22 protein-coding genes are annotated in these 23244 nt (G+C 70.7%); 15 read left to right on the top strand and 7 right to left on the bottom strand.

What is annotated here, in order from left to right:
• Positions 1-77: 77 nt before the first annotated feature.
• The 10 genes from ACFYZE_RS03700 to ACFYZE_RS03655 all read left to right on the top strand — a co-directional run bounded on the left by ACFYZE_RS03700 (position 78) and on the right by ACFYZE_RS03655 (position 8562).
• Positions 78-1010: a Rossmann-like and DUF2520 domain-containing protein gene (locus ACFYZE_RS03700; RefSeq protein ID WP_388988048.1), complete on the top strand. Its 933-nt coding sequence runs from the start codon at positions 78-80 to the stop codon at positions 1008-1010.
• The gene (panC, locus tag ACFYZE_RS03695; protein ID WP_388988045.1) at positions 1007-2047 is read left to right on the top strand and encodes a pantoate--beta-alanine ligase; all 1041 of its coding nucleotides are present in this window, start codon (positions 1007-1009) and stop codon (positions 2045-2047) included. The genes ACFYZE_RS03700 and panC overlap by 4 nt, the downstream gene beginning before the upstream one ends.
• Positions 2044-3813, top strand: coding sequence for an L-aspartate oxidase (locus ACFYZE_RS03690; RefSeq protein WP_388988042.1), 1770 nt, complete (start codon positions 2044-2046; stop codon positions 3811-3813). Before panC ends, ACFYZE_RS03690 begins: the two co-directional genes overlap by 4 nt.
• A gap of 5 nt (positions 3814-3818) precedes the next feature.
• Positions 3819-4796, top strand: a complete 978-nt coding sequence (gene nadC, locus ACFYZE_RS03685; RefSeq protein WP_388988039.1) for a carboxylating nicotinate-nucleotide diphosphorylase — start codon at positions 3819-3821, stop codon at positions 4794-4796.
• A 10-nt stretch (positions 4797-4806) separates the two neighbouring features.
• Positions 4807-5610, top strand: coding sequence for a type III pantothenate kinase (locus ACFYZE_RS03680; RefSeq protein ID WP_388988036.1), 804 nt, complete (start codon positions 4807-4809; stop codon positions 5608-5610).
• Between the two features lie 196 nt (positions 5611-5806).
• Positions 5807-6529, top strand: coding sequence for a hypothetical protein (locus tag ACFYZE_RS03675; RefSeq protein ID WP_388988033.1), 723 nt, complete (start codon positions 5807-5809; stop codon positions 6527-6529).
• 91 nt (positions 6530-6620) lie between these two features.
• A complete protein-coding gene (locus ACFYZE_RS03670; protein ID WP_388988030.1) occupies positions 6621-6800 on the top strand; it encodes a hypothetical protein in 180 nt (59 codons plus the stop codon).
• Between the two features lie 199 nt (positions 6801-6999).
• Entirely contained in the window at positions 7000-7428 is a 429-nt protein-coding gene (locus tag ACFYZE_RS03665) for a BlaI/MecI/CopY family transcriptional regulator (RefSeq protein WP_388989507.1), read from the top strand.
• Positions 7429-7437: 9 nt separating this feature from the next.
• Complete coding sequence (locus tag ACFYZE_RS03660; protein WP_103842139.1) at positions 7438-7971, top strand: amino-acid N-acetyltransferase; 534 nt, start codon at positions 7438-7440, stop codon at positions 7969-7971.
• Between the two features lie 252 nt (positions 7972-8223).
• Positions 8224-8562, top strand: a complete 339-nt coding sequence (locus ACFYZE_RS03655; RefSeq protein ID WP_388988026.1) for an Lsr2 family protein — start codon at positions 8224-8226, stop codon at positions 8560-8562.
• Here ACFYZE_RS03655 and ACFYZE_RS03650 read toward each other — a convergent pair.
• Positions 8541-9173: an SCO3374 family protein gene (locus ACFYZE_RS03650; RefSeq protein WP_388988023.1), complete on the bottom strand. Its 633-nt coding sequence runs from the start codon at positions 9171-9173 to the stop codon at positions 8541-8543. The genes ACFYZE_RS03655 and ACFYZE_RS03650 overlap by 22 nt on opposite strands.
• Positions 9174-9603: 430 nt before the next feature.
• On the opposite strand from ACFYZE_RS03650, the gene ACFYZE_RS03645 reads away from it, so the two are divergent.
• The gene (locus ACFYZE_RS03645; RefSeq protein ID WP_388988020.1) at positions 9604-12123 is read left to right on the top strand and encodes an ATP-dependent Clp protease ATP-binding subunit; all 2520 of its coding nucleotides are present in this window, start codon (positions 9604-9606) and stop codon (positions 12121-12123) included.
• Between the two features lie 74 nt (positions 12124-12197).
• On the opposite strand, the gene ACFYZE_RS03640 is transcribed toward ACFYZE_RS03645, so the two are convergent.
• Positions 12198-15305 (bottom strand): NACHT domain-containing protein, encoded by a 3108-nt coding sequence (locus tag ACFYZE_RS03640; protein ID WP_388988017.1) that lies wholly within the window; start codon positions 15303-15305, stop codon positions 12198-12200.
• Positions 15306-15547: 242 nt separating this feature from the next.
• Here ACFYZE_RS03640 and ACFYZE_RS03635 point away from each other — a divergent pair, with 242 nt between their 5' ends.
• The gene (locus ACFYZE_RS03635) at positions 15548-16105 is read left to right on the top strand and encodes a M23 family metallopeptidase (RefSeq protein WP_388988014.1); all 558 of its coding nucleotides are present in this window, start codon (positions 15548-15550) and stop codon (positions 16103-16105) included.
• An 18-nt stretch (positions 16106-16123) separates the two neighbouring features.
• Here the strand turns inward: ACFYZE_RS03635 and ACFYZE_RS03630 are convergent, their stop codons facing one another.
• Complete coding sequence (locus tag ACFYZE_RS03630) at positions 16124-16723, bottom strand: TetR/AcrR family transcriptional regulator (protein ID WP_388988011.1); 600 nt, start codon at positions 16721-16723, stop codon at positions 16124-16126.
• 170 nt (positions 16724-16893) lie between these two features.
• On the opposite strand from ACFYZE_RS03630, the gene ACFYZE_RS03625 reads away from it, so the two are divergent.
• The 3 genes from ACFYZE_RS03625 (at position 16894) to ACFYZE_RS03615 (ending at position 19661) form a co-directional block, all read left to right on the top strand.
• Positions 16894-18489 carry an MDR family MFS transporter gene (locus tag ACFYZE_RS03625; RefSeq protein ID WP_388988009.1) on the top strand — a complete coding sequence of 532 codons (1596 nt, stop codon included), beginning with the start codon at positions 16894-16896 and terminating at the stop codon, positions 18487-18489.
• A 256-nt stretch (positions 18490-18745) separates the two neighbouring features.
• A complete protein-coding gene (locus ACFYZE_RS03620; RefSeq protein ID WP_388989504.1) occupies positions 18746-19159 on the top strand; it encodes a helix-turn-helix transcriptional regulator in 414 nt (137 codons plus the stop codon).
• Positions 19160-19217: 58 nt separating this feature from the next.
• Entirely contained in the window at positions 19218-19661 is a 444-nt protein-coding gene (locus ACFYZE_RS03615; protein WP_388988006.1) for a VOC family protein, read from the top strand.
• Positions 19662-19704: 43 nt separating this feature from the next.
• Here ACFYZE_RS03615 and cseC read toward each other — a convergent pair whose 3' ends face one another.
• From cseC to ACFYZE_RS03595, 4 genes are read right to left on the bottom strand one after another with little or no spacing between them, the layout of a single operon-like run.
• Entirely contained in the window at positions 19705-21045 is a 1341-nt protein-coding gene (cseC, locus tag ACFYZE_RS03610) for a two-component system sensor histidine kinase CseC (protein ID WP_388988003.1), read from the bottom strand.
• 14 nt (positions 21046-21059) lie between these two features.
• The gene (gene cseB / locus ACFYZE_RS03605) at positions 21060-21764 is read right to left on the bottom strand and encodes a two-component system response regulator CseB (protein WP_388988000.1); all 705 of its coding nucleotides are present in this window, start codon (positions 21762-21764) and stop codon (positions 21060-21062) included.
• 25 nt (positions 21765-21789) lie between these two features.
• Positions 21790-22452 (bottom strand): hypothetical protein, encoded by a 663-nt coding sequence (locus ACFYZE_RS03600; RefSeq protein WP_388987996.1) that lies wholly within the window; start codon positions 22450-22452, stop codon positions 21790-21792.
• Positions 22440-22979 carry a SigE family RNA polymerase sigma factor gene (locus ACFYZE_RS03595; RefSeq protein WP_200422421.1) on the bottom strand — a complete coding sequence of 180 codons (540 nt, stop codon included), beginning with the start codon at positions 22977-22979 and terminating at the stop codon, positions 22440-22442. The genes ACFYZE_RS03600 and ACFYZE_RS03595 overlap by 13 nt, the downstream gene beginning before the upstream one ends.
• Positions 22980-23244: the final 265 nt, after the last annotated feature.

Below are 23244 nucleotides of genomic sequence, written 5' to 3'. Positions count from 1 at the left end.
TCGCCCCCCAATCGCGTTAACATGACGAGAAATCGTCCGGTACCCAGAGCGGACTGGAACGGGAAGGCCACCGTCGAGTGAGTACAGTCCAGCAGCCAGACCCCAAGGACCGCCCCGCGCGGCTCACCGTGGGCGTGATCGGAGCCGGCCGGGTCGGGCCTGCGCTCGCCGCGTCGCTCCAGCTCGCCGGGCACCGCCCGGTCGCCGTCTCCGGGGTCTCGGAGGCCTCCAGACGGCGCGCCGAGCAGCTGCTCCCGGACGTGCCGCTCGTGCCGCCCTCCGAGGTGATGGAGCGCGCCGAACTGGTCCTGCTGACCGTCCCGGACGACACCCTGCCGGGCCTCGTGGAAGGCCTCGCCGAGACGGGGGCCGTACGTCCGGGCCAGCTGCTCGTGCACACCTCCGGGCGGTACGGCACGCGCGTGCTCGACCCCGCCCTGCGCGCCGGGGCGCTGCCGCTCGCCCTGCACCCCGCGATGACCTTCACCGGCACGCCCGTGGACGTCCAGCGCCTGGCCGGATGCTCCTTCGGGGTGACCGCCCCGGAGGAGCTGCGGCTGGCCGCCGAGGCGCTGGTGATCGAGATGGGCGGTGAGCCCGAGTGGGTCGCCGAGGAGATGCGCCCGCTCTACCACGCGGCCCTCGCCCTCGGCGCCAACCACCTGGTCACCCTGGTCGCCCAGTCCATGGAGCTGCTGCGCGCGGCGGGCGTCGAGGCCCCCGACCGCATGCTCGGCCCGCTGCTGGGCGCCGCCCTTGACAACGCGCTGCGCTCCGGCGACGCCGCGCTGACCGGCCCCGTCGCGCGCGGAGACGCTGGCACGGTCGCCGCGCACGTCTCCGAGCTGCGCAGGCACGCCCCCCAGACCGTCGCCGGCTACCTGGCGATGGCCCGCGCCACCGCCGACCGGGCCCTGGCCCACGGACTGCTGAAGCCGGAGCTGGCCGAGGACCTGCTCGGAGTCCTCGCCGACGGCACCGACCTGCCCGAGAACGGGGAAGACCGATGAGCCGCCGCCCCTTCGAACTCGCCCCCACGGTGGACGACCTGCGGTACGTCCAGGACCACCACGCGGTGCTGGGACGCACCGCCGTCGTGATGACCATGGGCGCTCTGCACGAGGGCCACGCCACCCTGATCAGGGCGGCGCGCAAGCACATCGGCAGCAAGGGCTTCGTGATCGTCACCGTCTTCGTGAACCCGCTCCAGTTCGGCGCGGGCGAGGACCTCGACCGCTACCCGCGCACCCTGGACGCCGACCTGAAGGTGGCCGAGCAGTCCGGCGCGGACGTGGTGTTCGCCCCGTCCGCGGACGAGGTCTACCCGGGCGGCCAGCCCCAGGTGCGGATCTCCGCCGGCCCCATGGGCGAGCGTCTGGAAGGGGCCTCCCGCCCGGGCCACTTCGACGGCATGCTCACCGTCGTCGCCAAGCTGCTCCACCTCACCCGCCCCGACGTGGCCCTGTACGGGCAGAAGGACGCCCAGCAGCTCGCCCTGATCCGCCGGATGGTGCGTGACCTGAACTTCGGCGTGGAGATCGTCGGCGTGCCCACCGTGCGCGAGGAGGACGGGCTCGCCCTGTCCAGCCGCAACCGCTACCTCTCGCCCCAGGAGCGGCACACCGCGCTCGCCCTGTCCCGCGCCCTGTTCGCGGGCCGCGACCGGCACGCCGCCCAGGAGGCGCTGCGCGCGCGTGCCCTGGAGGTGCCCGCCACGCACGCGCGCGCCGAGGCGCTGAGCGCCATAGGCGAGTCGCGTGCCGCCGCCGACGCGCACGCGGTCGCCAAGGCCGCGCCCGGCGGTCCCGCCGCCGTCCGCGCCGCCGCGAAGCTCGTCCTGGACGAGGCCGCCCAGCTGGACCCGCCACTGGTGCTGGACTACCTGGCCCTGGTCGACCCGTCGGACTTCACCGACGTCCCCGACGACTTCACCGGCGAGGCGGTCCTCGCCGTCGCCGCCCGTGTGGGGACGACCCGGCTGATCGACAACATCCCGCTCTCCTTCGGAGCACCCGAACCCGTCGACCCTCACGGAGCCGCCTCGTGACCGGCACAGGCATACGACTGCACGCGCCCGCCCCGGGCTGGTCCATCTCCGCCGACGTCGTGGTGGTCGGCTCCGGCGTGGCCGGCCTCACCGCTGCGCTGCGCTGCGACGCCGCCGGCCTGAACACGGTCGTCGTCACCAAGGCGCGCCTCGACGACGGCTCCACCCGCTGGGCGCAGGGCGGCATCGCGGCGGCCCTCGGCGAGGGCGACAGCCCGGAACAGCACCTGGACGACACCCTGGTCGCGGGCGCGGGCCTGTGCGACGAGGAGGCCGTCCGCATCCTCGTCACCGAGGGCCCCGACGCCGTACGGCGGCTGATCTCCACCGGCGCCCACTTCGACACCGACGACGAGGGCGGCATCCAGCTCACCCGCGAGGGCGGGCACCACCGCCGCCGCATCGCGCACGCGGGCGGCGACGCGACCGGCGCCGAGATCTCCCGGGCGCTGGTGGAGGCGGTACGCGCGCGTGGGTTGCGCACGATCGAGAACGCGCTGGTCCTGGACCTGCTCACGGATGCCGACGGCCGTACCGCGGGCGTCACCCTGCACGTCATGGGCGAGGGCCAGCACGACGGTGTGGGCGCCGTGCACGCGCCCGCCGTGGTCCTCGCCACCGGCGGAATGGGCCAGGTCTTCTCCGCGACCACCAACCCCTCGGTGTCCACCGGCGACGGAGTGGCGCTCGCCCTGCGCGCGGGGGCCGAGGTCAGTGACCTGGAGTTCGTGCAGTTCCACCCGACCGTGCTGTTCCTCGGCCCGGACGCGGAGGGCCAGCAGCCCCTCGTCTCCGAGGCGGTCCGCGGCGAGGGCGCCCACCTGGTGGACGCCGACGGGGTGCGCTTCATGGTCGGACAGCACGAGCTGGCGGAACTCGCGCCCCGGGACATCGTCGCCAAGGGCATCATGCGCCGGATGCAGGAGCAGGACGCCGAGCACATGTTCCTCGACGCCCGTCACTTCGGCGCCGACATGTGGGAGCACCGCTTCCCGACGATCCTGGCCGCCTGCCGCGCCAACGGCATCGATCCGGTCACCGAGCCCGTCCCGGTCGCCCCGGCGGCCCACTACGCCTCCGGGGGCGTGCGCACCGACTCCCACGGCCGGACCACCGTGCCGGGCCTGTACGCGTGCGGCGAGGTCGCCTGCACGGGCGTCCACGGCGCCAACCGGCTCGCCTCCAACTCCCTCCTGGAGGGCCTGGTCTATGCCGAGCGCATCGCCGCCGACATCGCCCGGGACCAGCGGCAGAACGGCCTCCACGCGCGCGTGCCGCAGCCCGTTCCGTACTCGGAGAAGCCGACGCACCCGCTGCTCGGTCCCGAGGCCCGTTTCGCGATCCAGCGGATCATGACGGAGGGCGCGGGCGTGCTGCGCTCCGCCGAATCCCTGGCCAAGGCCGCCGACCAGCTCCAGCGGCTGCACACCGAGGCCCGCGACGCCCTCCACGAGAACGGCAAGACCGCCGAGCCCGGCGTCGACACCTGGGAGGCCACCAACCTCCTGTGCGTGGCCCGCGTCCTGGTCGCCGCGGCCCTCCTGCGCGAGGAGACCCGCGGCTGCCACTGGCGCGAGGACCGGGCCGACCGCGACGACGCGAACTGGCGCCGCCACATCGTCGTACGGCTGAATCAGGACCGCCCGCCCGTCTCCCACCACCACCCCTCCAACGAGGCGCTACGCGCCGCACCCTCCGGATTGGCCGTGCACACCACGGACACCGCAGACTTCCCCCCGACCCTCGTAGCGTCCCAGGAGCAGTGACAGAAGTGAGCGACAACGACCTCCCCCTCGCCTCGACCGGAGGCTGCGGCGACGGCTGCGCCTGCGGCGCGGACGGCGACGAGGAATACCTGGAGTGCGGGCTCGACCCCGCGCTCGCCCAGCTCCTGGCCGACGCCGGACTCGACCCGGTCGAGGTCGAGGACATCGCCAACGTCGCCATCCAGGAGGACCTGGACCGCGGCGTGGACGTGACGACGGTCGCGACGATCCCCGAGGAGGCGGTCGCCACCGGCGACTTCACCGCGCGCGAGGCGGGCGTCGTGGCGGGCCTCAGGGTCGCCGAGGCCGTGATCTCCGTGGTGTGCACCGACGAGTTCGAGGTCGAGCGCCACGTGGACGACGGCGACCGGGTGGAGGCCGGCCAGAAGCTGCTGACCGTCACCACCCGCACCCGTGACCTGCTCACCGCCGAGCGCAGCGCGCTGAACATCCTGTGCCGCCTGTCGGGCATCGCGACGGCCACGCGCGCGTGGGCGGACGCCCTGGAGGGCACCAAGACGCGCGTACGGGACACCCGCAAGACGACGCCGGGCCTGCGCTCCCTGGAGAAGTTCGCGGTCCGCTGCGGCGGCGGCGTCAACCACCGCATGTCCCTGTCGGACGCGGCCCTGGTGAAGGACAACCACGTGGTCGCGGCTGGCGGCGTGGCCCAGGCCTTCCAGGCGGTCCGCGAGATGTTCCCGGACGTGCCGATCGAGGTCGAGGTCGACACCCTGCACCAGCTGCGGGAGGTCGTCGACGCGGGCGCGGACCTGATCCTCCTGGACAACTTCACGCCCACCGAGTGCGAGGAGGCGGTGGCGATCGTCAAGGGACGCGCCCTGCTGGAGGCCTCGGGCCGCCTGACCCTGGGGAACGCCAAGGCGTACGCGGACACGGGCGTCGACTTCCTGGCGGTCGGCGCGCTCACGCACTCCTCCCCGATCCTCGACATCGGCCTGGACCTGCGAGCGGCGGAGTAGGTAGAGCCCCATGCTGCTGACCATCGACGTAGGCAACACGCACACCGTCCTCGGCCTGTTCGACGGCGAGGACATCGTGGAGCACTGGCGCATCTCCACCGACGCCCGCCGCACGGCCGACGAGCTGGCGGTCCTCCTCCAGGGCCTGATGGGCATGCACCCGCTCCTCGGCGAGGACCTGGGCGAGGGCATCGACGGCATCGCGATCTGCTCGACGGTCCCGTCCGTCCTGCACGAACTGCGCGAGGTCACCCGCCGCTACTACGGCGACGTCCCCGCCGTCCTGGTCGAACCCGGCATCAAGACCGGCGTGCCGATCCTGATGGACAACCCCAAGGAGGTCGGCGCGGACCGCATCATCAACGCGGTCGCGGCGGTCGAGCTCTACGGGGGCCCGGCGATCGTGGTGGACTTCGGCACGGCGACGACGTTCGACGCCGTCTCGGCGCGCGGCGAGTACGCGGGCGGCGTCATCGCCCCCGGAATCGAGATCTCCGTCGAGGCCCTGGGAGTGCGCGGCGCCCAGCTCCGCAAGATCGAACTGGCCCGGCCGCGCGCGGTGATCGGCAAGAACACGGTCGAGGCTATGCAGGCGGGCATCGTCTACGGCTTCGCGGGCCAGGTGGACGGCGTGGTCACCCGCATGGCCAGAGAACTGGCGGACGACCCGGAGGACGTCACGGTCATCGCGACGGGCGGCCTGGCTCCCATGGTCCTGGGCGAATCGGCGGTGATCGACGAACACGAACCGTGGCTGACACTCATCGGCCTGCGGTTGGTGTACGAACGGAACGTTTCCCGTATGGGGGGCTGAGCGCTCCTCCAGGGGCGCGGGGCGTGTCGATGTGCGGCTCCGCCGCGCCGACGCGACGAGCCGCACAGGCAGCACCCGCCGACGGACGAACAGCTCGACGGCGAACAGGCGCACCCGCGCCCCCACGTGGGGGAACTCCAGAGCGACACGACACCCGGAGAGATCCGTTTTGTCCGATTAGCGGTAGCGTCCCCGCATGCCCACGCCACACGGATCCCGAGGCGCCCTGGCCTTCGGCGCGGAGGAGCTGCGCGTGCTCCGCCGCGCCCTCGCCCTCGCCCTGAACCCCCGCACCGCTTCCGCCGAGGACGTCCAGGACTGCCTCCGCCTCGCCGAGTCCGTCGACGCGGCGGTACGCGAGGGCGACCGCCTGAGGGCCTTCCTGCTGGCCGATCTCGCCCGCTACCGCGCCGCCCTCCCCGGCGCCGCCGGCGGCTACCTCATCCTCCTCCAGGACGCCCTCCGCTCCGGCTACCGCCCCGCCCCGGACGACCTCGCCGCGCTGCGCGCCCTGAGCGGCACCCCCCTGGCCGCCGCCCTGCTCGACCGCTGCCGGGCCCTGCTGCCCCAGCAGGCGACGTCCGCCCCGTCGCGGCGTACGCCCAGTGCGACGACTTCGGCACCGGCCGGGCCCGGCGTACGCGCGCACCTCACTCCCCGCAGGGCCGCGGTTCCCGTCCATCGTGCGCGTCTGACGGCGCTTCCCGGCGGCCGTGCGAGCGAGGAGGAGCGGCCGGAGGAGCCGACCCGCAAACCCGAGCGGAAGCCCGAGCGCAAGCCGGAGAAGCCCGCTCCCCGCCGTGAGCCCCAGGCCCCGCGCCCGACACGCCGCCCGATCCCGACCCCCGGCGAGGTCTTCCCGCCGAAGCGGAAGCCGAGCCCGCCGAACCACTCCCACGGGCAGCTCGCGGCCGGCTAGGCCTGCCGAAAGGGCGGACTCCGGATCGGGCGCAATCCGGTGACGCCCACCCGACCGGGATCCTTCGGACACCCCTGGCTACTCTTGGCGCATGGACTACGTCTCCGCGCTCGTGCCCCCGGTCGTCATGGCCGTGTTCTTCATCGCGCTCATCTGGGTGATCGTGAAGACCCAGGGCGGCGCCAACAAGGCCAAGGAGGACGCCGCCGTCGACGCGGCCCTCGCGCACGCGGAAAGCGCACCCCGCAAGTCCGGGGACGCCGACGCCTGACCCCCTGCGGCCCTCGGGCCTTGCCGGACGGCACCCCGTGCCATCGGGCGTACGACTCATGCCCTGAGCGGGTTTAGGAGTCGTACGCCCTTTTTGTTGTGGTTTGCCGCCTAAGTGCACGTCCCGCAAGCCATTGGTGACTTCTCCCACTATTGTGCTAAGCGTGCCTCGCCCATTGGGAGAACTCGAAGACGCGGTCATGACGCGGGTGTGGAAGTGGAACCGACCGGTGACCGTTCGAGAAGTCCTGGAAGACCTTCAGCAGGAACGGTCCATCGCCTACACCACGGTGATGACCGTTTTGGACAATCTCCATCAGAAGGGCTGGGTCCGCCGGGAAGCGGAAGGCCGGGCCTATCGATATGAGGCGGTCTCCACCCGCGCCGCCTACGCGGCCGCGCTGATGAACGACGCCTGGTCGCAGAGCGACAACCCGGCCGCCGCGCTTGTCGCCTTCTTCGGCATGATGAGCGACGAACAGAGACAGGCACTCCGTGACGCGATGCGCATCGTGCAGGGCCCGGAGAGCATCCAGGAGCCCCCGAGTGCCGAAACGGCCCCCGAGAACCCGGCCGGGGCGCCCGAGCCGAACAACCCCGCCTCGGCGGAGGGCGACACCGGGCGATAGCGTCCGCTCATGCCAGCGAAGCGCCCTGAAGCCACCGCAAAAGCCATCACTGTCCGACGGGCCAGGACGAGCGATGTCCCGGCGGTGCGCCGCCTCCTCGACTCCTACGTCCGCCGCGGCATCCTGCTCGACAAAGCGACCGTCACGCTTTACGAGGACATCCAGGAGTTCTGGGTCGCGGAACGCGACGACAACGGCGAGGTCGTGGGCTGCGGCGCCTTGCACGTGATGTGGGAGGACCTGGCGGAAGTCCGCACTCTCGCGGTGACGCCCGAGGCCAGGGGCCTGGGCGTGGGCCACCAGTTGCTGGAGAAGTTGCTGCAGACCGCCAGGTGGCTCGGTGTTCGCCGGGTTTTCTGTCTCACCTTCGAAGTCGACTTCTTCGGGAAGCACGGCTTCGTGGAGATCGGTGAGACGCCCGTGGACCAGGATGTCTACGCAGAGCTGTTGCGTTCCTATGACGAGGGCGTGGCGGAGTTCCTCGGTCTCGAACGAGTGAAACCGAACACCTTGGGCAACAGCCGGATGCTTCTGCATCTGTGATCGGCGGGCGATCGCGGGGGGACTATTCAGCCGCGCTTCGGCCCGATGACCTTGCCCAGGTTCCCTATGTCCGAAACGCGCATGTTTCCGGTCTCCCGGGCCCCCGTCGGTCTCTCCCGTGGGGTTTGTGTTTTTCCGGCAAAAGCGGTTTGCTTTCCGACGTACTGCAGTACTGCATATAACAGGGGACGCGAAACGGGCGGCACCGGCCGCAGACCCTCGGCCCTGAAGTTATCGATGAAAGGAAATCCGGTGGCACAGAAGGTTCAGGTCCTTCTTGTCGACGACCTCGACGGTGGCGAGGCGGACGAGACCGTCACGTTCGCACTGGACGGCAAGACGTACGAGATCGATCTCACGACCGCCAACGCGGACAAGCTGCGCGGCCTTCTCGAGCCGTATGTGAAGGGCGGCCGTCGTACCGGGGGCCGTGCTTCGGGCGGGCGCGGAAAGGCCAGGGCGGCCGCTTCCGGTGGCACCCAGGACACCGCGCAGATCCGTGCCTGGGCGAAGGAGAACGGTTACGAGGTCAACGACCGCGGCCGTGTCCCGGCGACCATCCGTGAGGCCTACGAGAAGGCGATGGGCTGAGCGCACGCGCGCCGCAGCCGGACCCGGTGGCACTGCGTCGCCACCGTGTCGACCAGCCGTACCAGATCGGGGGCGCCCCCACCGCCCCCCATGGCCGACAACGTCGGCAGCACCTGTTCGACCTCGCACCCCGGCTCGGGGGGCCGCAGCCAGACGGCGGCCCCCTGTGAAACAGCCCGGTCCAGGGGGAGCGGCCGGGATCCCGGGGTGCCGGCCGGATCCGGCGGCGAAGCCGGCACGCATCCCGGCGGCAGCGGTGCCTCCGTCTGCCCGCCCGCCCCGGTGGCCGTGAGGTCCAGGGCCAGCGCCCCCCACTCCAGCCAGTCGAGCAGTCCCGGCAGCTCCTCCGCGCTGCCCGCCGCCACCAGCAGCCGCATCCGCCCGGCGTACATCGCGACCGGGGACCCCGGCCCCAGATGCCTGAGCGCGGCGAAACCGGCCTCCGCGGGCACCTCCAGCACGTCGAAGCGCACCCCGGTGACCAACCGCACCGGCTCTCCGGGCGCCGTCGCCCAGCCCAGCTCGTTCTCGTACCACTGCCGCACCCTGCCGCTCGTGCCGGGATCGAGTGGCCTTCGTGGAGGGGGCACCGGGTGGACCGTGTGGACCATGTACGGAGCAACCGTCCAAGTCGGCGCCAGGTTACGCTGGGTGGTCGATCGATTGCGCCAAGTGCCGAAAAAAGGGGCGTACGGGGGTGTTCGGCGGCGCAAGGATGTTCGCCCGTAGCGGAGGGAAACGGTGCGCGCGGCATGGACTGTCGGTGTCGGCGGGTAAGACATCCCTAGTGGGAGGGGGCGTTGTGCGGGAAAGGCTGTCTCACGTTCGCCATGGGCGTACTGGCGAGTGGGGTATCTGCCTGGCCTGCGGGAACATCGTCTCGCACCATCGGGTTGGAGCAGATGTCGGCGTTCGGGGTCAGGAGGCCATCGACGGTGTCGGCAGTTGGAATGAGCGGTCCCCGCTTGCGGGACTAAGCTGCGGAAGGACAGGGAGGGGAAGTTCCCCCCACTGCCTGACCGCTCTGAGGAGCGATTAACGATGTTCGAGAGGTTCACCGACCGCGCGCGGCGGGTTGTCGTCCTGGCTCAGGAAGAAGCCCGGATGCTCAACCACAACTACATCGGCACCGAGCACATCCTCCTGGGCCTGATCCACGAGGGTGAGGGTGTCGCCGCTAAGGCCCTGGAGAGCCTCGGGATTTCGCTCGAGGCGGTCCGCCAGCAGGTGGAGGAGATCATCGGCCAGGGCCAGCAGGCCCCGTCCGGGCACATCCCCTTCACCCCCCGTGCCAAGAAGGTCCTGGAGCTGTCGCTCCGCGAGGCCCTTCAGCTGGGCCACAACTACATCGGCACGGAGCACATCCTGCTCGGCCTGATCCGTGAGGGCGAGGGCGTCGCCGCCCAGGTCCTGGTCAAGCTCGGAGCAGACCTCAACCGTGTCCGCCAGCAGGTCATCCAGCTGCTGTCGGGCTACCAGGGCAAGGAGACCGCCGCCGCGGGCGGCCCGGCCGAGGGCACGCCCTCGACCTCTCTCGTCCTGGACCAGTTCGGCCGGAACCTCACCCAGGCCGCTCGTGAGTCCAAGCTCGACCCGGTCATCGGGCGCGAGAAGGAGATCGAGCGGGTCATGCAGGTGCTGTCCCGCCGTACCAAGAACAACCCGGTGCTCATCGGCGAGCCCGGCGTCGGCAAGACGGCGGTCGTCGAGGGCCTGGCGCAGGCCATCGTCAAGGGCGAGGTGCCCGAGACCCTCAAGGACAAGCACCTCTACACCCTCGACCTGGGCGCGCTGGTCGCCGGCTCCCGCTACCGCGGTGACTTCGAGGAGCGCCTGAAGAAGGTGCTCAAGGAGATCCGCACCCGCGGCGACATCATCCTGTTCATCGACGAGCTGCACACGCTGGTCGGTGCGGGTGCCGCCGAGGGCGCCATCGACGCGGCCTCCATCCTGAAGCCGATGCTGGCCCGCGGTGAGCTGCAGACCATCGGCGCCACCACGCTCGACGAGTACCGCAAGCACCTGGAGAAGGACGCGGCCCTGGAGCGCCGCTTCCAGCCCATCCAGGTCGCGGAGCCGTCCCTGCCGCACACCATCGAGATCCTCAAGGGCCTGCGCGACCGTTACGAGGCGCACCACCGCGTCTCCATCACGGACGAGGCCCTGGTCCAGGCCGCCACCCTGGCCGACCGCTACATCTCGGACCGCTTCCTGCCGGACAAGGCGATCGACCTGATCGACGAGGCCGGTTCCCGGATGCGCATCCGCCGGATGACCGCGCCGCCGGACCTTCGCGAGTTCGACGAGAAGATCGCGGCCGTCCGCCGGGACAAGGAGTCCGCGATCGACTCCCAGGACTTCGAGAAGGCGGCATCTCTCCGCGACAAGGAGAAGCAGCTGCTCGCCGCGAAGGCCAAGCGGGAGAAGGAGTGGAAGGCCGGCGACATGGACGTCGTCGCCGAGGTCGACGGCGAGCTGATCGCCGAGGTGCTGGCCACGGCCACGGGCATCCCGGTCTTCAAGCTGACCGAGGAGGAGTCCAGCCGCCTGCTCCGCATGGAGGACGAGCTCCACAAGCGGGTCATCGGCCAGGTGGACGCCGTCAAGGCGCTGTCGAAGGCGATCCGCCGTACGCGCGCGGGCCTGAAGGACCCGAAGCGTCCGGGTGGTTCGTTCATCTTCGCCGGCCCGTCCGGTGTCGGTAAGACCGAGCTGTCCAAGGCGCTGGCCGAGTTCCTGTTCGGCGACGAGGACGCGCTCATCTCCCTCGACATGTCGGAGTTCAGCGAGAAGCACACGGTCTCCCGTCTGTTCGGCTCGCCCCCCGGCTACGTCGGCTACGAGGAGGGCGGTCAGCTCACGGAGAAGGTGCGGAGGAAGCCGTTCTCGGTGGTCCTGTTCGACGAGGTCGAAAAGGCTCACCCGGACATCTTCAACTCGCTCCTGCAGATCCTGGAGGACGGTCGCCTGACCGACTCCCAGGGCCGGGTCGTGGACTTCAAGAACACGGTCATCATCATGACGACCAACCTCGGCACCCGGGACATCTCCAAGGGCTTCAACCTCGGCTTCGCCGCCGCGGGCGACACGAAGACCAACTACGAGCGCATGAAGAACAAGGTGTCGGACGAGCTCAAGCAGCACTTCCGGCCCGAGTTCCTCAACCGCGTCGACGACGTGGTGGTCTTCCCGCAACTGACCCAGGCGGACATCCTGGCGATCGTCGACCTGATGATCAGCAAGGTCGACGAGCGGCTCAAGGACCGGGACATGGGCATCGAGCTCGCCCAGTCCGCGAAGGAGCTGCTGGCGAAGAAGGGCTACGACCCCGTGCTGGGTGCCCGGCCGCTGCGCCGCACGATCCAGCGCGAGATCGAGGACACGCTGTCCGAGAAGATCCTCTTCGGGGAGCTGCGTCCGGGCCACATCGTGGTCGTCGACACGGAAGGCGAGGGCGACGCCCAGAAGTTCACCTTCCGTGGTGAGGAGAAGTCGGCTCTGCCGGACGTCCCGCCGATCGAGCAGGCGGCCGGTGGCGGTCCGAACCTGAGCAAGGACTGACCCCTGCGGGGTTGAGACGGAAAGGGGGCTGCCCCGGGACTTCGGTCCCGGGGCAGCCCCCTTTCCGTGTGCGGTCACAGCACGCTGTCGGTGCGCTCGATCACGGGCCGGACCGGCAGAAGATCCAGGACGTGATCCGGGAGGACGGAGACGTCCGGGGCGAGGCGCAGGGTGAGGTCTTGCACTGAGGGGAAGAGCGCGGGGAGTCTCGAGAGGTCCTCGGTCCCGGTGAACATGTTCAGTCGCAGCCGGGTGATCCCGGCCAGAACAGGGCCCGCCTCCCAGCCGGTGGCATTCCAGATGAGCCGCAGATCCTCCAGGGCCGGCAGGGCGGCGATCTCCTCGAAGTGCTCCGGGGGCAGCTCCTTCGGAAGGGAGGCCAGGCTCAGTCTCTTCACCGTGTGCAGGTGCCGTAGCCCGCGCAGTCCCGTGGACTGCAGCGCCTTTTCGGAGAGCCGCAGGTATTCCAGGGGGTGTTCCCGGGGGAGGACCGTGTCGAGGGAGTCGCCGTGGAGCCGGATACTGAGGTCGAGCCCCGTCACGGTGGGTCCGAGTCGGGCCAGTGCGTCCGGCGTCCCCAGACGGGAGGCGCCGTGCAACGACAGCAGGGTGATCGGCAGTTCCGCGAGCGGCGAGAGATCGTCGACGTCCGGGTCCAGGCTTCCGAGATCCAGTTCGTTCAACCGCCCCTGATGGGAGAGGCAACTCAGGTCCCGCAATGCGCGGTTGTCGCGGACGACCAGCTTGCGCACCTGGTCCGGGCGGAGCGCGGCCCGGATGTCGTCCGAGCCGACGTCGCCGACGATCTGGAGCAGGGACGGCCCGCCCAAGTCCCGCAGAGCGCGAAGTTCGGCCGCCGAGTGCGCCGCGAAGTACAGGCCCTCGGGCCGTAGATGCGCGATCACCTCCTCCGCGTACCGTTCGGTGTGGAAGCGGTGCCAGGTCCACGTCAGTTGCGCCCGTACGGGCAGGGCGTGATGCGACCGGAACCGGGCCAGTACCGGAATGGCCGCCTCGGTGCCGATCAGCGACGCGGTGATGACCACCGCCCTCGCCTCCGCGTCCGTCAGCCCCTCCGGGCCCGGAAGCAGTTCCAGCACGAGGGGGCCGGCCTCGGCGAGGGCTCGGGCCTCGCCCGTCGTACGGGGTGGGATGAGCGCGGCGGCCTCGGACTCCACCCGGGCGCGGACACGGGGATCGAGTTCCGTCGCGTGTTCCAGCGAGGCGAGCGCCAGGAGCCGGATGCGCGTCCCGGCCGCTCCCGGGACCCGGTCGGCGGAGGCGCTCAGGTCGGTCAGCAGTTCGGCCCTCTCCCGCGGCCGTGCGTGCGCCACCGCCATGCGGATCACATCCGCCCACTGTTCGTCGGCGGCGCCCCGCACCAGCAGTCCGAAGTCCCCGTCCTCGACCGCCGCCTTCGCGCCCAGGTAGTCCTGGAAGGTGCGGTGGACGAACTCGACCGTGCCGGGGGCGGGTTCGCGCAGCAGTCCGCTGCGGACCAGGAGGTGGCGCAGGATCTCTCCGGCGTCGCCCTGGGAGGCGGCGGCGGGCAGCGAGGGCAGCACGTCGGCGACGATCCGCTCCGCGCGCTCACGGTCCATCTCGGACTGGTTGTTGCGGATCAGCCAGTACGCCAGGCGCTGCAGCAGCTGGATCTGCGGGGCCTCGGTCAGGTGGATGCCGTCCTGCCGGACGAACATGTCACGCTCCTCGTCGCGCCGCGCCAGCAGCATCGACAGGGCCGCCTCGTACAACTCCTGCCTGCCGTGCGGCAGATACCCCCGACGGTCCCGGTGCAGGGCGCAGATCAGCCCGCACATCAGCGGATTGGTGGCCAGCCGGCCGAGGTCCGGTTTGGTGCGCACGGCGTCCAGGAGCGAGCGTTCGTAGTCGTCGAGGCGGTCGGTGTCGGGGGCGCCGCCGCGGGCCGCGGTGTGCCAGCGGCGGACGAACGCGGCGACGTCGCCGCGGCTCATGGGGGCGAGGGAGAGTTCGGTGAAGCCGTCGGGGGCGAGCCAGTCCTCGCGCACGGCGGAGGGCCGCGAGGTCACGAGCCACTGGTTGCCGGGGTAGACGTCGCGCAGGTCGCGCAGCCAGCGCCGGGTGCGTTCCCGTTCGCGCTCGGGGATCTCGTCGATGCCGTCGACGAGCAGGAGCGCGCGGCGGGCGGTGAGGACCCGGTCGGCCCAGCCGGGCGGCTGGGTGGCGTGGAAGGGGACGCGGACGGCGTCCAGGAAGGCGTCGGGCGCCGGCAGCCCGCCGGGGCGGCGCAGGAGGGTGCGCAGCGGCAGGACGAACGGGATCCGGTCGCCGCGCTCACCGCGGGCCGCCGTCACCGCCAGCCACTGCACCAGCGTGGTCTTGCCGGAACCGGCGACCCCGCGCAGCAGGACCCGGTCGTGGCCGGTGAGGGCCTGGTCGGCGGGCAGGGCCGCGGAGGCGGTGGCGATACGGGCGTCGGTCTCGTCGTCCGGGCGCAGTGCCTGGAGGCTGAGGTAGGCCGAGTCGAGGGGCCAGCGCTCCGGGGAGTTGACGAGGTCGACTCCGTAGATGGTCAGATGACTGTGCTTGATGGCGACGTAGGCGAGGTAGCGCTGGTCGAAGGCCGGGTCGGTGCCGCCGGTGGGCGGGGTGCGGGCGATCAGCTCGTCGATCTTCGCGATGATCTCGGCCTGCCGCCGGGTCTGTTCGACGAGGGTGCGGGGGACAAAGGTGGACCGCTGCGTGAAGAAGTGCAGGATGTGGAGGCAGGCGATCTCCAGGACGCGCTCGTAGAAGAGGGTGGCGTCGAGGGAGAGGTCGCGGTCGGGGGTGCCGCTCGCGGCCCGCAGGTGCAGGGCGAGGGTCTGGTGACCCAGTCGCACGGCCTGGACGTCGGTCATGTTGAGGTCGCCGAGGGCATGCAGGGTGGTGGCCAGGGCGAGGACGACGGCGGGTGTCTCGTCCTCGGGCAGCGGGCGTTCGCCCTCCGCCGTGACGGCCCGCCTGACCAGCTCTGCGGCGAGCTTGGTGAGCTCCTTCTCGGCGAGGGCGCGCTTTTCGCCGCGGAACGAGACGAACTCCGAGACGCGCACCGGCTTGTCGACGAGCCCGGCGCCGGGCCCTTCCGTGACGAAGAGCCGCTTCACGAGCGGGGTGACCACGCTGGAGGCCACCTTGACGCCCAGGGCCGCTGGATCCATCTGCTCCCCCGTGCTCGGTCCGTGACGGTGGGTCAGCCTAGCGGGCCCGCCGGGTGACATGTCACACAGGGGGAGGAGCCGGTACGAGGGCGCCTAGTAGTGCTCGCCGCCAAAGGCTGTGCGCCTGGGCACGGGTCGATTTCGCCGCCAGTACGGCATGTCCTCGTAGATCACCCGTTTGGTAATCGACAGGTCCGACTTGTACCAAGAAAAGGTCAAGTCGCCCATTTCCCGAGGTCTCCATGTCTCAGAGCGTCATGCCTTCCTCCCGTACGTCCCGGATGCGTGCCCGGCTGGCCGTACTGGCCGCCGGTGCCGGGGTTTCAGCCGCGCTGGGGGCCGATGGGGCGGCCGCCGCCGAGAGCGGCGCGGTGAGCGCCGCCTCCTGGGTCCAGCCGGTCGGGAACTACTCGCTCACGGCCGGCTTCAACCGGGCCGGCGGCATGTGGAAGTCCACCCACAGCGGGCAGGACTTCGCCGTGCCGAGCGGGACGAGCGTCGTCGCCGCGCACGCCGGGACCGTCGTCAAGGCCGGAGCGGGCGGCGCCGGGGACGGGGCGGCGTACGGCAAGGCCGTCGTCATCAGGCATGCGGGCGGCGTCTACTCCCAGTACGCCCACCTCTCGCGGATCGACGTCAGGGTCGGCCAGGCCGTCGTCACCGGTCAGCGCATCGGGCTGTCCGGCAACACGGGCAACTCCAGCGGCCCGCATCTGCACTTCGAGGTCCGTACGACCCCGCACTACGGCTCCGCCGTCAACCCCGTCGCCTATCTGCGGGGCAGGGGTGTGACCGTCTGAGGCGCGCCTGGGCTCTCCCTACGCTGTCCCCTCACCCGAGTGGGCCTGCGTGACCAGGTCGATCGCGACCTCCAGGACCGCCTTGCGCTTCTCCTCGGGATTGCCCTGGACATCCTGCAGGACCAACATCCCCGCGTGCATCGTGAACAGCGCGCTGACGCAGCGGACCTGGTCGGTCAGGGAGGCGTCCGGGTCGCGGATGATGTCGCGCATCTGCAGCATCCGGTCCTTGAACTGGTTGCCGATGCTCAGTTCGCGGATGGTGGCCTGGTTCTCCTGCATGAAACGGAAGAGCGGGGCCGCGCCGGCCAGTGCCTCGCTGTAGCGGCGCAGCACCTCCTGCTTGGTCTCGAGGGTGTGCGGCTGCGCCTTGCCCCACTCGATGAGCTCGTCCATCGGGCGGGTCAGGTCCTCGAAGATGCCGACGAGGATCTCTTCCTTGGTCTTGAAGTGGTAGTAGAGCGCGGCCTTGGTGACGTCCAGGCGCTCGGCGATCTCCCGAAGTGAGGTCTTCTCGTAACCCTGCTCGGCGAAGAGGTCGAGCGCCACGTCCTGGATGCGCTGACGGGTGTCCCCGCGCCGCTGCCGCTTGGTGCCTTCCATGGTGGTGCCGCCCATCCTCGTACTCCTCGCACTCCCGGAGAGCCTGTGCACAGGCCTCCTGGCCGAGCCTACGAAACTTACTTGACGCCCGGCTAGTTACGGGGCTACCTTCCCCAGTGTAGTGAACTAGCCGGGCGGCAAGTAAGTAGTCGGCCGGGCGGCGGTACCAAGGGGAGTTGGGGACCATGGCGGACAGCGCGGCACCGGCCGCTGACGGCGAGAAGAGTGAGAAACAACCTCGGAGCATACGGGTCGTCCTGCTCGCGCTGATGATCACGATGATGCTCGCGATGCTGGACAACATGATCGTGGGCACGGCGATGCCGACCATCGTGGGCGAGCTGGGCGGCCTCGAACACCTGTCGTGGGTGGTGACCGCGTACACCCTCGCCACCGCCGCCGCCACGCCGCTGTGGGGCAAGCTCGGTGACATGTACGGCCGCAAGGGCTCGTTCATGACCTCGATCGTGATCTTCCTGGCCGGGTCCGCGCTCAGCGGCATGGCGCAGAACATGGGCCAGCTCATCGGCTTCCGCGCCATCCAGGGCCTCGGCGCCGGTGGTCTCATGGTCGGGGTCATGGCGATCATCGGTGATCTGATTCCGCCGCGGGAGCGCGGCAAGTACCAGGGCATGATGGCCGGCGTCATGGCGCTCGCGATGATCGGCGGTCCGCTGGTCGGCGGCACCATCACCGACAACTGGGGCTGGCGCTGGGCCTTCTACATCAACCTGCCGCTCGGTGTCGTCGCGCTGGTCGCCATCAGCGCCGTGCTGCACCTGCCGAAGAAGCGCTCCCAGGCCCGTGTCGACTACCTCGGCGCCGCGCTGCTGACCGTCGGCATCACCTCTATCGTGCTGGTCACCACCTGGGGCGGGTCCCAGTACGCGTGGACGTCCGCGCGGATCATGGAACTGATCGGGATCGGCGTCGCCGCGCTCGTCGGATTCCTTTTCTGGCAGACGAAGGCCGCCGAGCCGGTCGTGCCGCTGCACATCTTCCGCAGCCGGAACTTCTCGCTGATGTCGGCGATCGGTTTCATCACCGGGTTCGTGATGTTCGGTGCGACGCTGTTCCTGCCGCTGTACCAGCAGTCCGTGCAGGGTGCGTCCGCGACCAACTCCGGGCTGCTGCTCCTGCCGATGCTCGGCGCGATGCTCGTCGTGTCGATGATCGCGGGGCGGGTCACCACCAACAGCGGGCGGTACAAGGTCTTCCCGGTGGTCGGCAGCGTGCTGATGATCGTGGGTCTCTTCCTGCTCTCGCGGATGGACACGGGGACCAGCCGGTTCACCTCGGGCCTGTACATGGCGGTGCTGGGCGCCGGAATGGGCTGCCTGATGCAGATCACCATGCTGGTGGCGCAGAACAGCGTCGAGATGCGGGACATGGGTGTCGCCTCGTCGACCACGACCCTCGCGCGGACGCTGGGCTCCTCCTTCGGCGTCGCGATCATGGGCGCCCTGTTCAACAACCGGGTCCAGCATGTGATGGCCGAGCGGGCCGGTGCGCTGGGGTCGAAGATCACCGAGCAGTCGGCGCAGCTGGACGCGAAGAGCCTTCAGAAGCTGCCGGCGGCGGCGCGGGAGGCGTACCAGCACGCGGTGTCCGCGGGTACGCACTCGGCGTTCCTGCTCGGCACGGTGGTGGCCGTGCTCGCGCTGGCTGCGGCGGTGTTCGTGAAGGAGGTCCCGCTGAGGGGGGCCGGCCCCGACAAGCAGGCCGGGGGCGCGGCTGGGGACGCCGCGGATGTGCCGCCGGCGGTTGCAGAGGCCGTCTGACCGGCACGGGCTCCGGCCCGAGGGCCCCCGGGTGCGTGCACCCGGGGGCCCTTTCCCGTGCGGACGGGCACATTCGGGCGAGGCTGGCCCCCGCCGTCCTTACCCTTCTCATCCTCGGGGCTCCCCCTTGGCGACCCCGCCGGGGACTGGGTCCCCGGGCTGCTGCCTACGGGCTGCGCTCCGGGCCCGTGCCCGATGCGCCCCCAGGACCCCCTCCCTGTCAGTGCCGCGTGGCAGCATCGGTGGCGTGGACAAGATGCGGCAGCTGCGGCTGGCCAAGGATCTGATGGACCGGGACTGGGCCGACCCGGCGCTCGATCTGGGGGCCGTGGCCGAGCGTGCCGGGTACTCGCGGTATCACTTCCTGCGGGCCTTCAAGGAGGCGTACGGCGAGACGCCGCGGCAGTATCTGACGCACCGGCGCATCGAGCGTGCCGAGGACCTGCTGCGTACGGCCAATCTGTCGGTGACCGAGATCTGCCACCTCGTGGGGTTCAGCAGCGTCGGCACGTTCTCGGCGCGGTTCAAGGCCTGGACCGGGCTCACGCCCAGTGAGTACCGCGCCAAGCACGTCGGCCGCGGCGCCGCGCTCATACCCGGGTGCTACGCCATGCTCTGGGCGGGCGGATTCCGCAGGAGCGAGGAGAGCAATTCCGGAGAAGCGGGGTGAAGGGTCCGCGGCTTACCGTGGCAGCGCACACCGCACCTCCCACCTCCAGGGGCGCACCATGATCAAGGGGCTTGCCATCACCACCGTCTGGGTCCTCGACCAGGACCGGGCCAAGGAGTTCTACACGCAGAAGCTCGGCCTCGAGGTCCGTACGGACATGACCATGGGCGACGGTGGCATGCGCTGGCTCACCGTCGGCGCCCCGGGCCAGCCCGACGTCGAGCTGACGCTCATGGTGCCCGGGCCGCCCGCGATGGACCCCGAGTCCGCCGAGATGATGAAGAAGCTCATCGCCAAGGGCGCTCTCGGTGCCGGTGTGCTGGCCACCGATGACATCCACGGCGACTACAAGCGGCTCAAGGACCGCGGCGTGGAGTTCCTCCAGGAGCCGCAGGAGCGGCCGTACGGCACCGAGGCGCTCTTCCGCGACGACTCCGGCAACTGGTTCTCCTTCACCCAGCGCCGCGAGGGCGGTCTGGACTTCGAGAAGGAGTGGGCCTGACAGCCCTCAGGTCCTTCCGACCTGAGGTCCTCCCGGTCTGAGGTCAGCTGCCGGACGGCGGCAGCATCGGGAAACTGCCCGTGCTCGTCGGCGCGTGCTCCGGCAGCCACAGCACCGCCACCGCTCCCTCGGCCGGCACATGCTCCGGCACCCCGGGCGCCCGGATGTTGCGGAACGTCAGCCGGGCGCCCAGCACCCGCGCCTGCCCCGCCGCGATCGTCAGACCCAGGCCGTGGCCCTGGCCCGAGCGGTCCGAGCTGCCCGTACGGAACCGGCTCGGGCCCTCGGCCAGCAGCTCCTCGGGGAAGCCGGGGCCGTGGTCCCGTATCCGGATCACCCGGCCCTCGACGGACACCTCGATGGGCGGCTTGCCGTGCCGTGCCGCGTTCGTCAGCAGGTTGAACAGCACCCGCTCCAGACGGCGCGGGTCCGTGGTGACCGCCGACTCGTGGATCACCCTGACATCGACGTCCGCGTCCTTCGCGGCCACCCGCCGGGTCACGAACTCACCCAGCATGATGTCCTGCAGCTCCGCACGCTCGGACGCGCCGTCCAGCCGGGCCACCTCCAGGACGTCCTCCACGAGCGTGCGCATGGCCTTCGCGCGGTCCAACACCAGTTCGGTGGGGCGGCCCGGCGGCAGCAGCTCCGCCGCGGTGAGCAGGCCCGTGACCGGCGTGCGCAGCTCGTGCGCGATGTCCGCCGTCACCCGGCGCTCCGCCTCAAGCCGCTGCTGCAACGCGTCCGCCATCGCGTCCACCGCCCGGGCCAGATCGTCCGTCTCGTCGCGTACGACACCACCGATCGCGTCCCGTACGCGCACGTCCGTCTCGCCCTTGGCGACCCGGTTCGCCGCGGCGGCCGCCTTGCGCAGCCGGCCCGACAACTGCCCGCCGATCAGCACGCCGAGCGCGGAGCCGCCGAGGACGACCGCGATCGAACCGATGATCAGGGCCTGGTCGAGGTCCTTGATCACCGCGACGCTGCGGTCGGTGCGGGTGTGCAGGGACAGCACCCGGCCGTCCTTGAGCGGTACGGCGGCCCAGGTGTCCGGCACCCCGTTGCGGTCCCAGGACGCGAAGGTGGCCCGCCTGCCCTGCATGACCTTCTCCAGCAGGTCCCGCGGGATGGCCGGATCGTCGATCTTGGTCCCGAAGGTCTGGGTGCGCCCGGACTCGTACATCCGCTGTGCGACCTGGATGCGCTCGTCGGCGAGGTCGCGTGCGCTGTTCAGCATCGACACCTGCGCCGCGTTGTGCACGACCAGGCTCAACGCGATCGCGACGAGCGCGCCGACCAGGGCGATCGCCGCGCTGAGCTTCCATCTCAGACCGGTGCGTATGGCCGCGTCCTCGGGGACGAGGCGGCCGATGATCCCCCGCATGCTCCTGTCCCCGCTCACGCCTTCAACTTGTAGCCGAAGCCACGGACCGTCTCGATCCGGTCCTGGCCGATCTTGGTGCGCAGCCGCTGCACATGGACGTCGACGACACGGGTGTCCCCGCCCCATCCGTAGTCCCACACGCGCTCCAGCAGTTTGTCGCGCGACAGTACGGTGCCGGGCGCCGACGAGAACTCGAGCAGCAGCCGCATCTCGGTCGGCGTGAGGGCCACCGGCTGCCCGGCCTTCCGGACCTCCATGCCCTCGGTGTCCACCTCCAGATCGCCGAACGTGAGCACCCCGTCGTCCCCGGGCGAGGTGTCCTCTGCCGCCCGGCCGGCGCCGCTCGCGTGCCCGAAGCGGCGCAGCACCGCACGGATGCGCGCCACCAGCACGGCGCCGTCGAAGGGCTTGGTCACGTAGTCGTCGGCGCCCGCCTCCAGGCCGAGCACCACGTCGATCGAGTCGGCGCGCGCGGACAGCATGATCACCGGCACGGTCGACTCGTCCCGGATGCGTCGGCAGAGGCTGACCCCGTCCAGGCCGGGAACCATCACGTCCAGCAGGGCGATGTCGGGGCGGCGGGCGCGGAACGCCTCCAGGCCCGACAGGCCGTCGGGCATGGCGGTCACCGCGAAGCCGTCCCGCTCCAGAGCGAGCTGGGTGGCCTCGCGGATGACGTCGTCGTCCTCGACGAACAGGACGTGTGTCTGCTCTGCCATCCGCTGCTCTCAGTAGGGGTCGGGGTCAGTTCTTGGTGGGGGCGGCGGTGCCGCTGTTGCCCACCGCGTTGCTGTACTCGTTGCGCGTACGGGATATCTCGGTGAAGTGGCTGGTCCTCCAGCTGTAGGTGATCACTTCCTCGCTGGAGGGGTACGACACCGGGTCTCCCCTCTGGTACATCTGCTGGGTCACCACCAGGTCGCCGCGGTCGATCTCCGCGTAGACCGGCGGGGCCTCGGCCTTGAACACATTCTGGTACCTGTGGTTCTTCATCCGGTACACGTAAGAGCCGATCCCGACGGCGTCACCGCACGTCATCACGTTGACCACGATGTCGTCGACGTCGCCGCCGGTGATGTCGCCGTAGGACACGTCGACCGGGTACTCGTCGGCCACGCAGGGCTTCAGGTCCTCCTTGACCACCCTGGCGACCTGCGGATCGTCCCTGACGATCTTCACCACCTCGGCACGCGTGGGCTCCTTGGCGGTGGGCGACGGCGACGGCGACGGCGTGGCGGCACCCGCGATCACCGGGTCCCTGCCCGCGGGGCCCTCGTCCCGGGCGCCCGTGCCGCCGGTGGCGCAGGCGGAGACGAAAAGCCCGAGGGCGGCGACCGCGGCCACCGCCGCCGTCACCGCCTTCAGGGCTCCGCTGAGCCGTATGACCCCCGTGTCTAGGCCGCGCAACGCTCCCGCTCCTCACGCTCCAGCGCGCGTGCGTCCAGGTCGCGGGCTTCCAGCTCCTCCCGGAGCCGGGCGAGCGCCCGGTGCAGCGTGCTCTTGACCGTACCGGCCGACATACCGAGGGCGGCGGCCGTCTCCTCCGTGGACATCTGCTCCCAGTGTCGCAGCACGACGACGCTGCGCTGCTTGGGAGCGAGCACCTTCAGGACGTCCATCAGCAGGGCACGGGCCGCGTGCTGCTCCGTGGAGTCCTCCACCGACGCGTCCGGGAGCTGCTCGGTGGGGACCTCCTCCAGTTTGCGCGAGCGCCACCACTCGGTCCGCGTGTTGATCATGACGCGGCGCAGGTAGGCGTCGGCCAGCCGCTTGTCCGCGATGCCGTCCCAGCGGCCGTACGTGCGCACCAGCGCGGTCTGCAGCAGGTCCTGGGCGTCGGTCGGGTCGGGGACCAGCCGGCGCGCGCTGCGCAGCAGCGCGTCCTGCCGGGTGCGTACGTACTCTTCGAACTCGAGCACCTCGCCGTGCGCCATTCCAACCGCCTCCGATCCCCGTTTTCCGACCTGTGGTCCGGCTGCGTCCCGCAGCCCCGGCCGGTTCCTCACAACCTCGAGCGGGCTCGTCCCGAGCCCGGGTGCCGCACTGCCGGCGGCACGCATATGAAGTTACGGACGAGTTGTCACGGCGTTGTCCGTTCCAGGCTTCGGAGAGCACTCGGCTGTCCGTCGGTTGTGTAACAAGCGTAGGAACGGGGTAAAGGCGGACGGGAGTTGGGGCTGGTATGGGGTGATTTGTCAG

This window comes from Streptomyces sp. NPDC001796 (genome assembly GCF_042892355.1).
GTDB lineage: Bacteria > Actinomycetota > Actinomycetes > Streptomycetales > Streptomycetaceae > Streptomyces.
Note: the sequence above shows the minus strand (reverse complement) of the source record. Positions and strands in the feature narration are given on the sequence as shown.

Bases quoted from the DNA above. Each gene is read 5' to 3' on its own strand.
- panC (WP_388988045.1), top strand. From the start codon at position 1,007: ATGAGCCGCCGCCCCTTCGAACTCGCCCCCACGGTGGACGACCTGCGG.
- ACFYZE_RS03680 (WP_388988036.1), top strand. From the start codon at position 4,807: ATGCTGCTGACCATCGACGTAGGCAACACGCACACCGTCCTCGGCCTG.
- ACFYZE_RS03675 (WP_388988033.1), top strand. From the start codon at position 5,807: ATGCCCACGCCACACGGATCCCGAGGCGCCCTGGCCTTCGGCGCGGAG.
- ACFYZE_RS03670 (WP_388988030.1), top strand. From the start codon at position 6,621: ATGGACTACGTCTCCGCGCTCGTGCCCCCGGTCGTCATGGCCGTGTTC.
- ACFYZE_RS03665 (WP_388989507.1), top strand. From the start codon at position 7,000: ATGACGCGGGTGTGGAAGTGGAACCGACCGGTGACCGTTCGAGAAGTC.
- ACFYZE_RS03660 (WP_103842139.1), top strand. From the start codon at position 7,438: ATGCCAGCGAAGCGCCCTGAAGCCACCGCAAAAGCCATCACTGTCCGA.
- ACFYZE_RS03650 (WP_388988023.1), bottom strand. From the start codon at position 9,173: ATGGTCCACACGGTCCACCCGGTGCCCCCTCCACGAAGGCCACTCGAT.
- ACFYZE_RS03645 (WP_388988020.1), top strand. From the start codon at position 9,604: ATGTTCGAGAGGTTCACCGACCGCGCGCGGCGGGTTGTCGTCCTGGCT.
- ACFYZE_RS03640 (WP_388988017.1), bottom strand. From the start codon at position 15,305: ATGGATCCAGCGGCCCTGGGCGTCAAGGTGGCCTCCAGCGTGGTCACC.
- ACFYZE_RS03635 (WP_388988014.1), top strand. From the start codon at position 15,548: ATGTCTCAGAGCGTCATGCCTTCCTCCCGTACGTCCCGGATGCGTGCC.
- ACFYZE_RS03630 (WP_388988011.1), bottom strand. From the start codon at position 16,723: ATGGGCGGCACCACCATGGAAGGCACCAAGCGGCAGCGGCGCGGGGAC.
- ACFYZE_RS03625 (WP_388988009.1), top strand. From the start codon at position 16,894: ATGGCGGACAGCGCGGCACCGGCCGCTGACGGCGAGAAGAGTGAGAAA.
- ACFYZE_RS03620 (WP_388989504.1), top strand. From the start codon at position 18,746: ATGCGGCAGCTGCGGCTGGCCAAGGATCTGATGGACCGGGACTGGGCC.
- ACFYZE_RS03615 (WP_388988006.1), top strand. From the start codon at position 19,218: ATGATCAAGGGGCTTGCCATCACCACCGTCTGGGTCCTCGACCAGGAC.
- cseC (WP_388988003.1), bottom strand. From the start codon at position 21,045: ATGCGGGGGATCATCGGCCGCCTCGTCCCCGAGGACGCGGCCATACGC.
- cseB (WP_388988000.1), bottom strand. From the start codon at position 21,764: ATGGCAGAGCAGACACACGTCCTGTTCGTCGAGGACGACGACGTCATC.
- ACFYZE_RS03595 (WP_200422421.1), bottom strand. From the start codon at position 22,979: ATGGCGCACGGCGAGGTGCTCGAGTTCGAAGAGTACGTACGCACCCGG.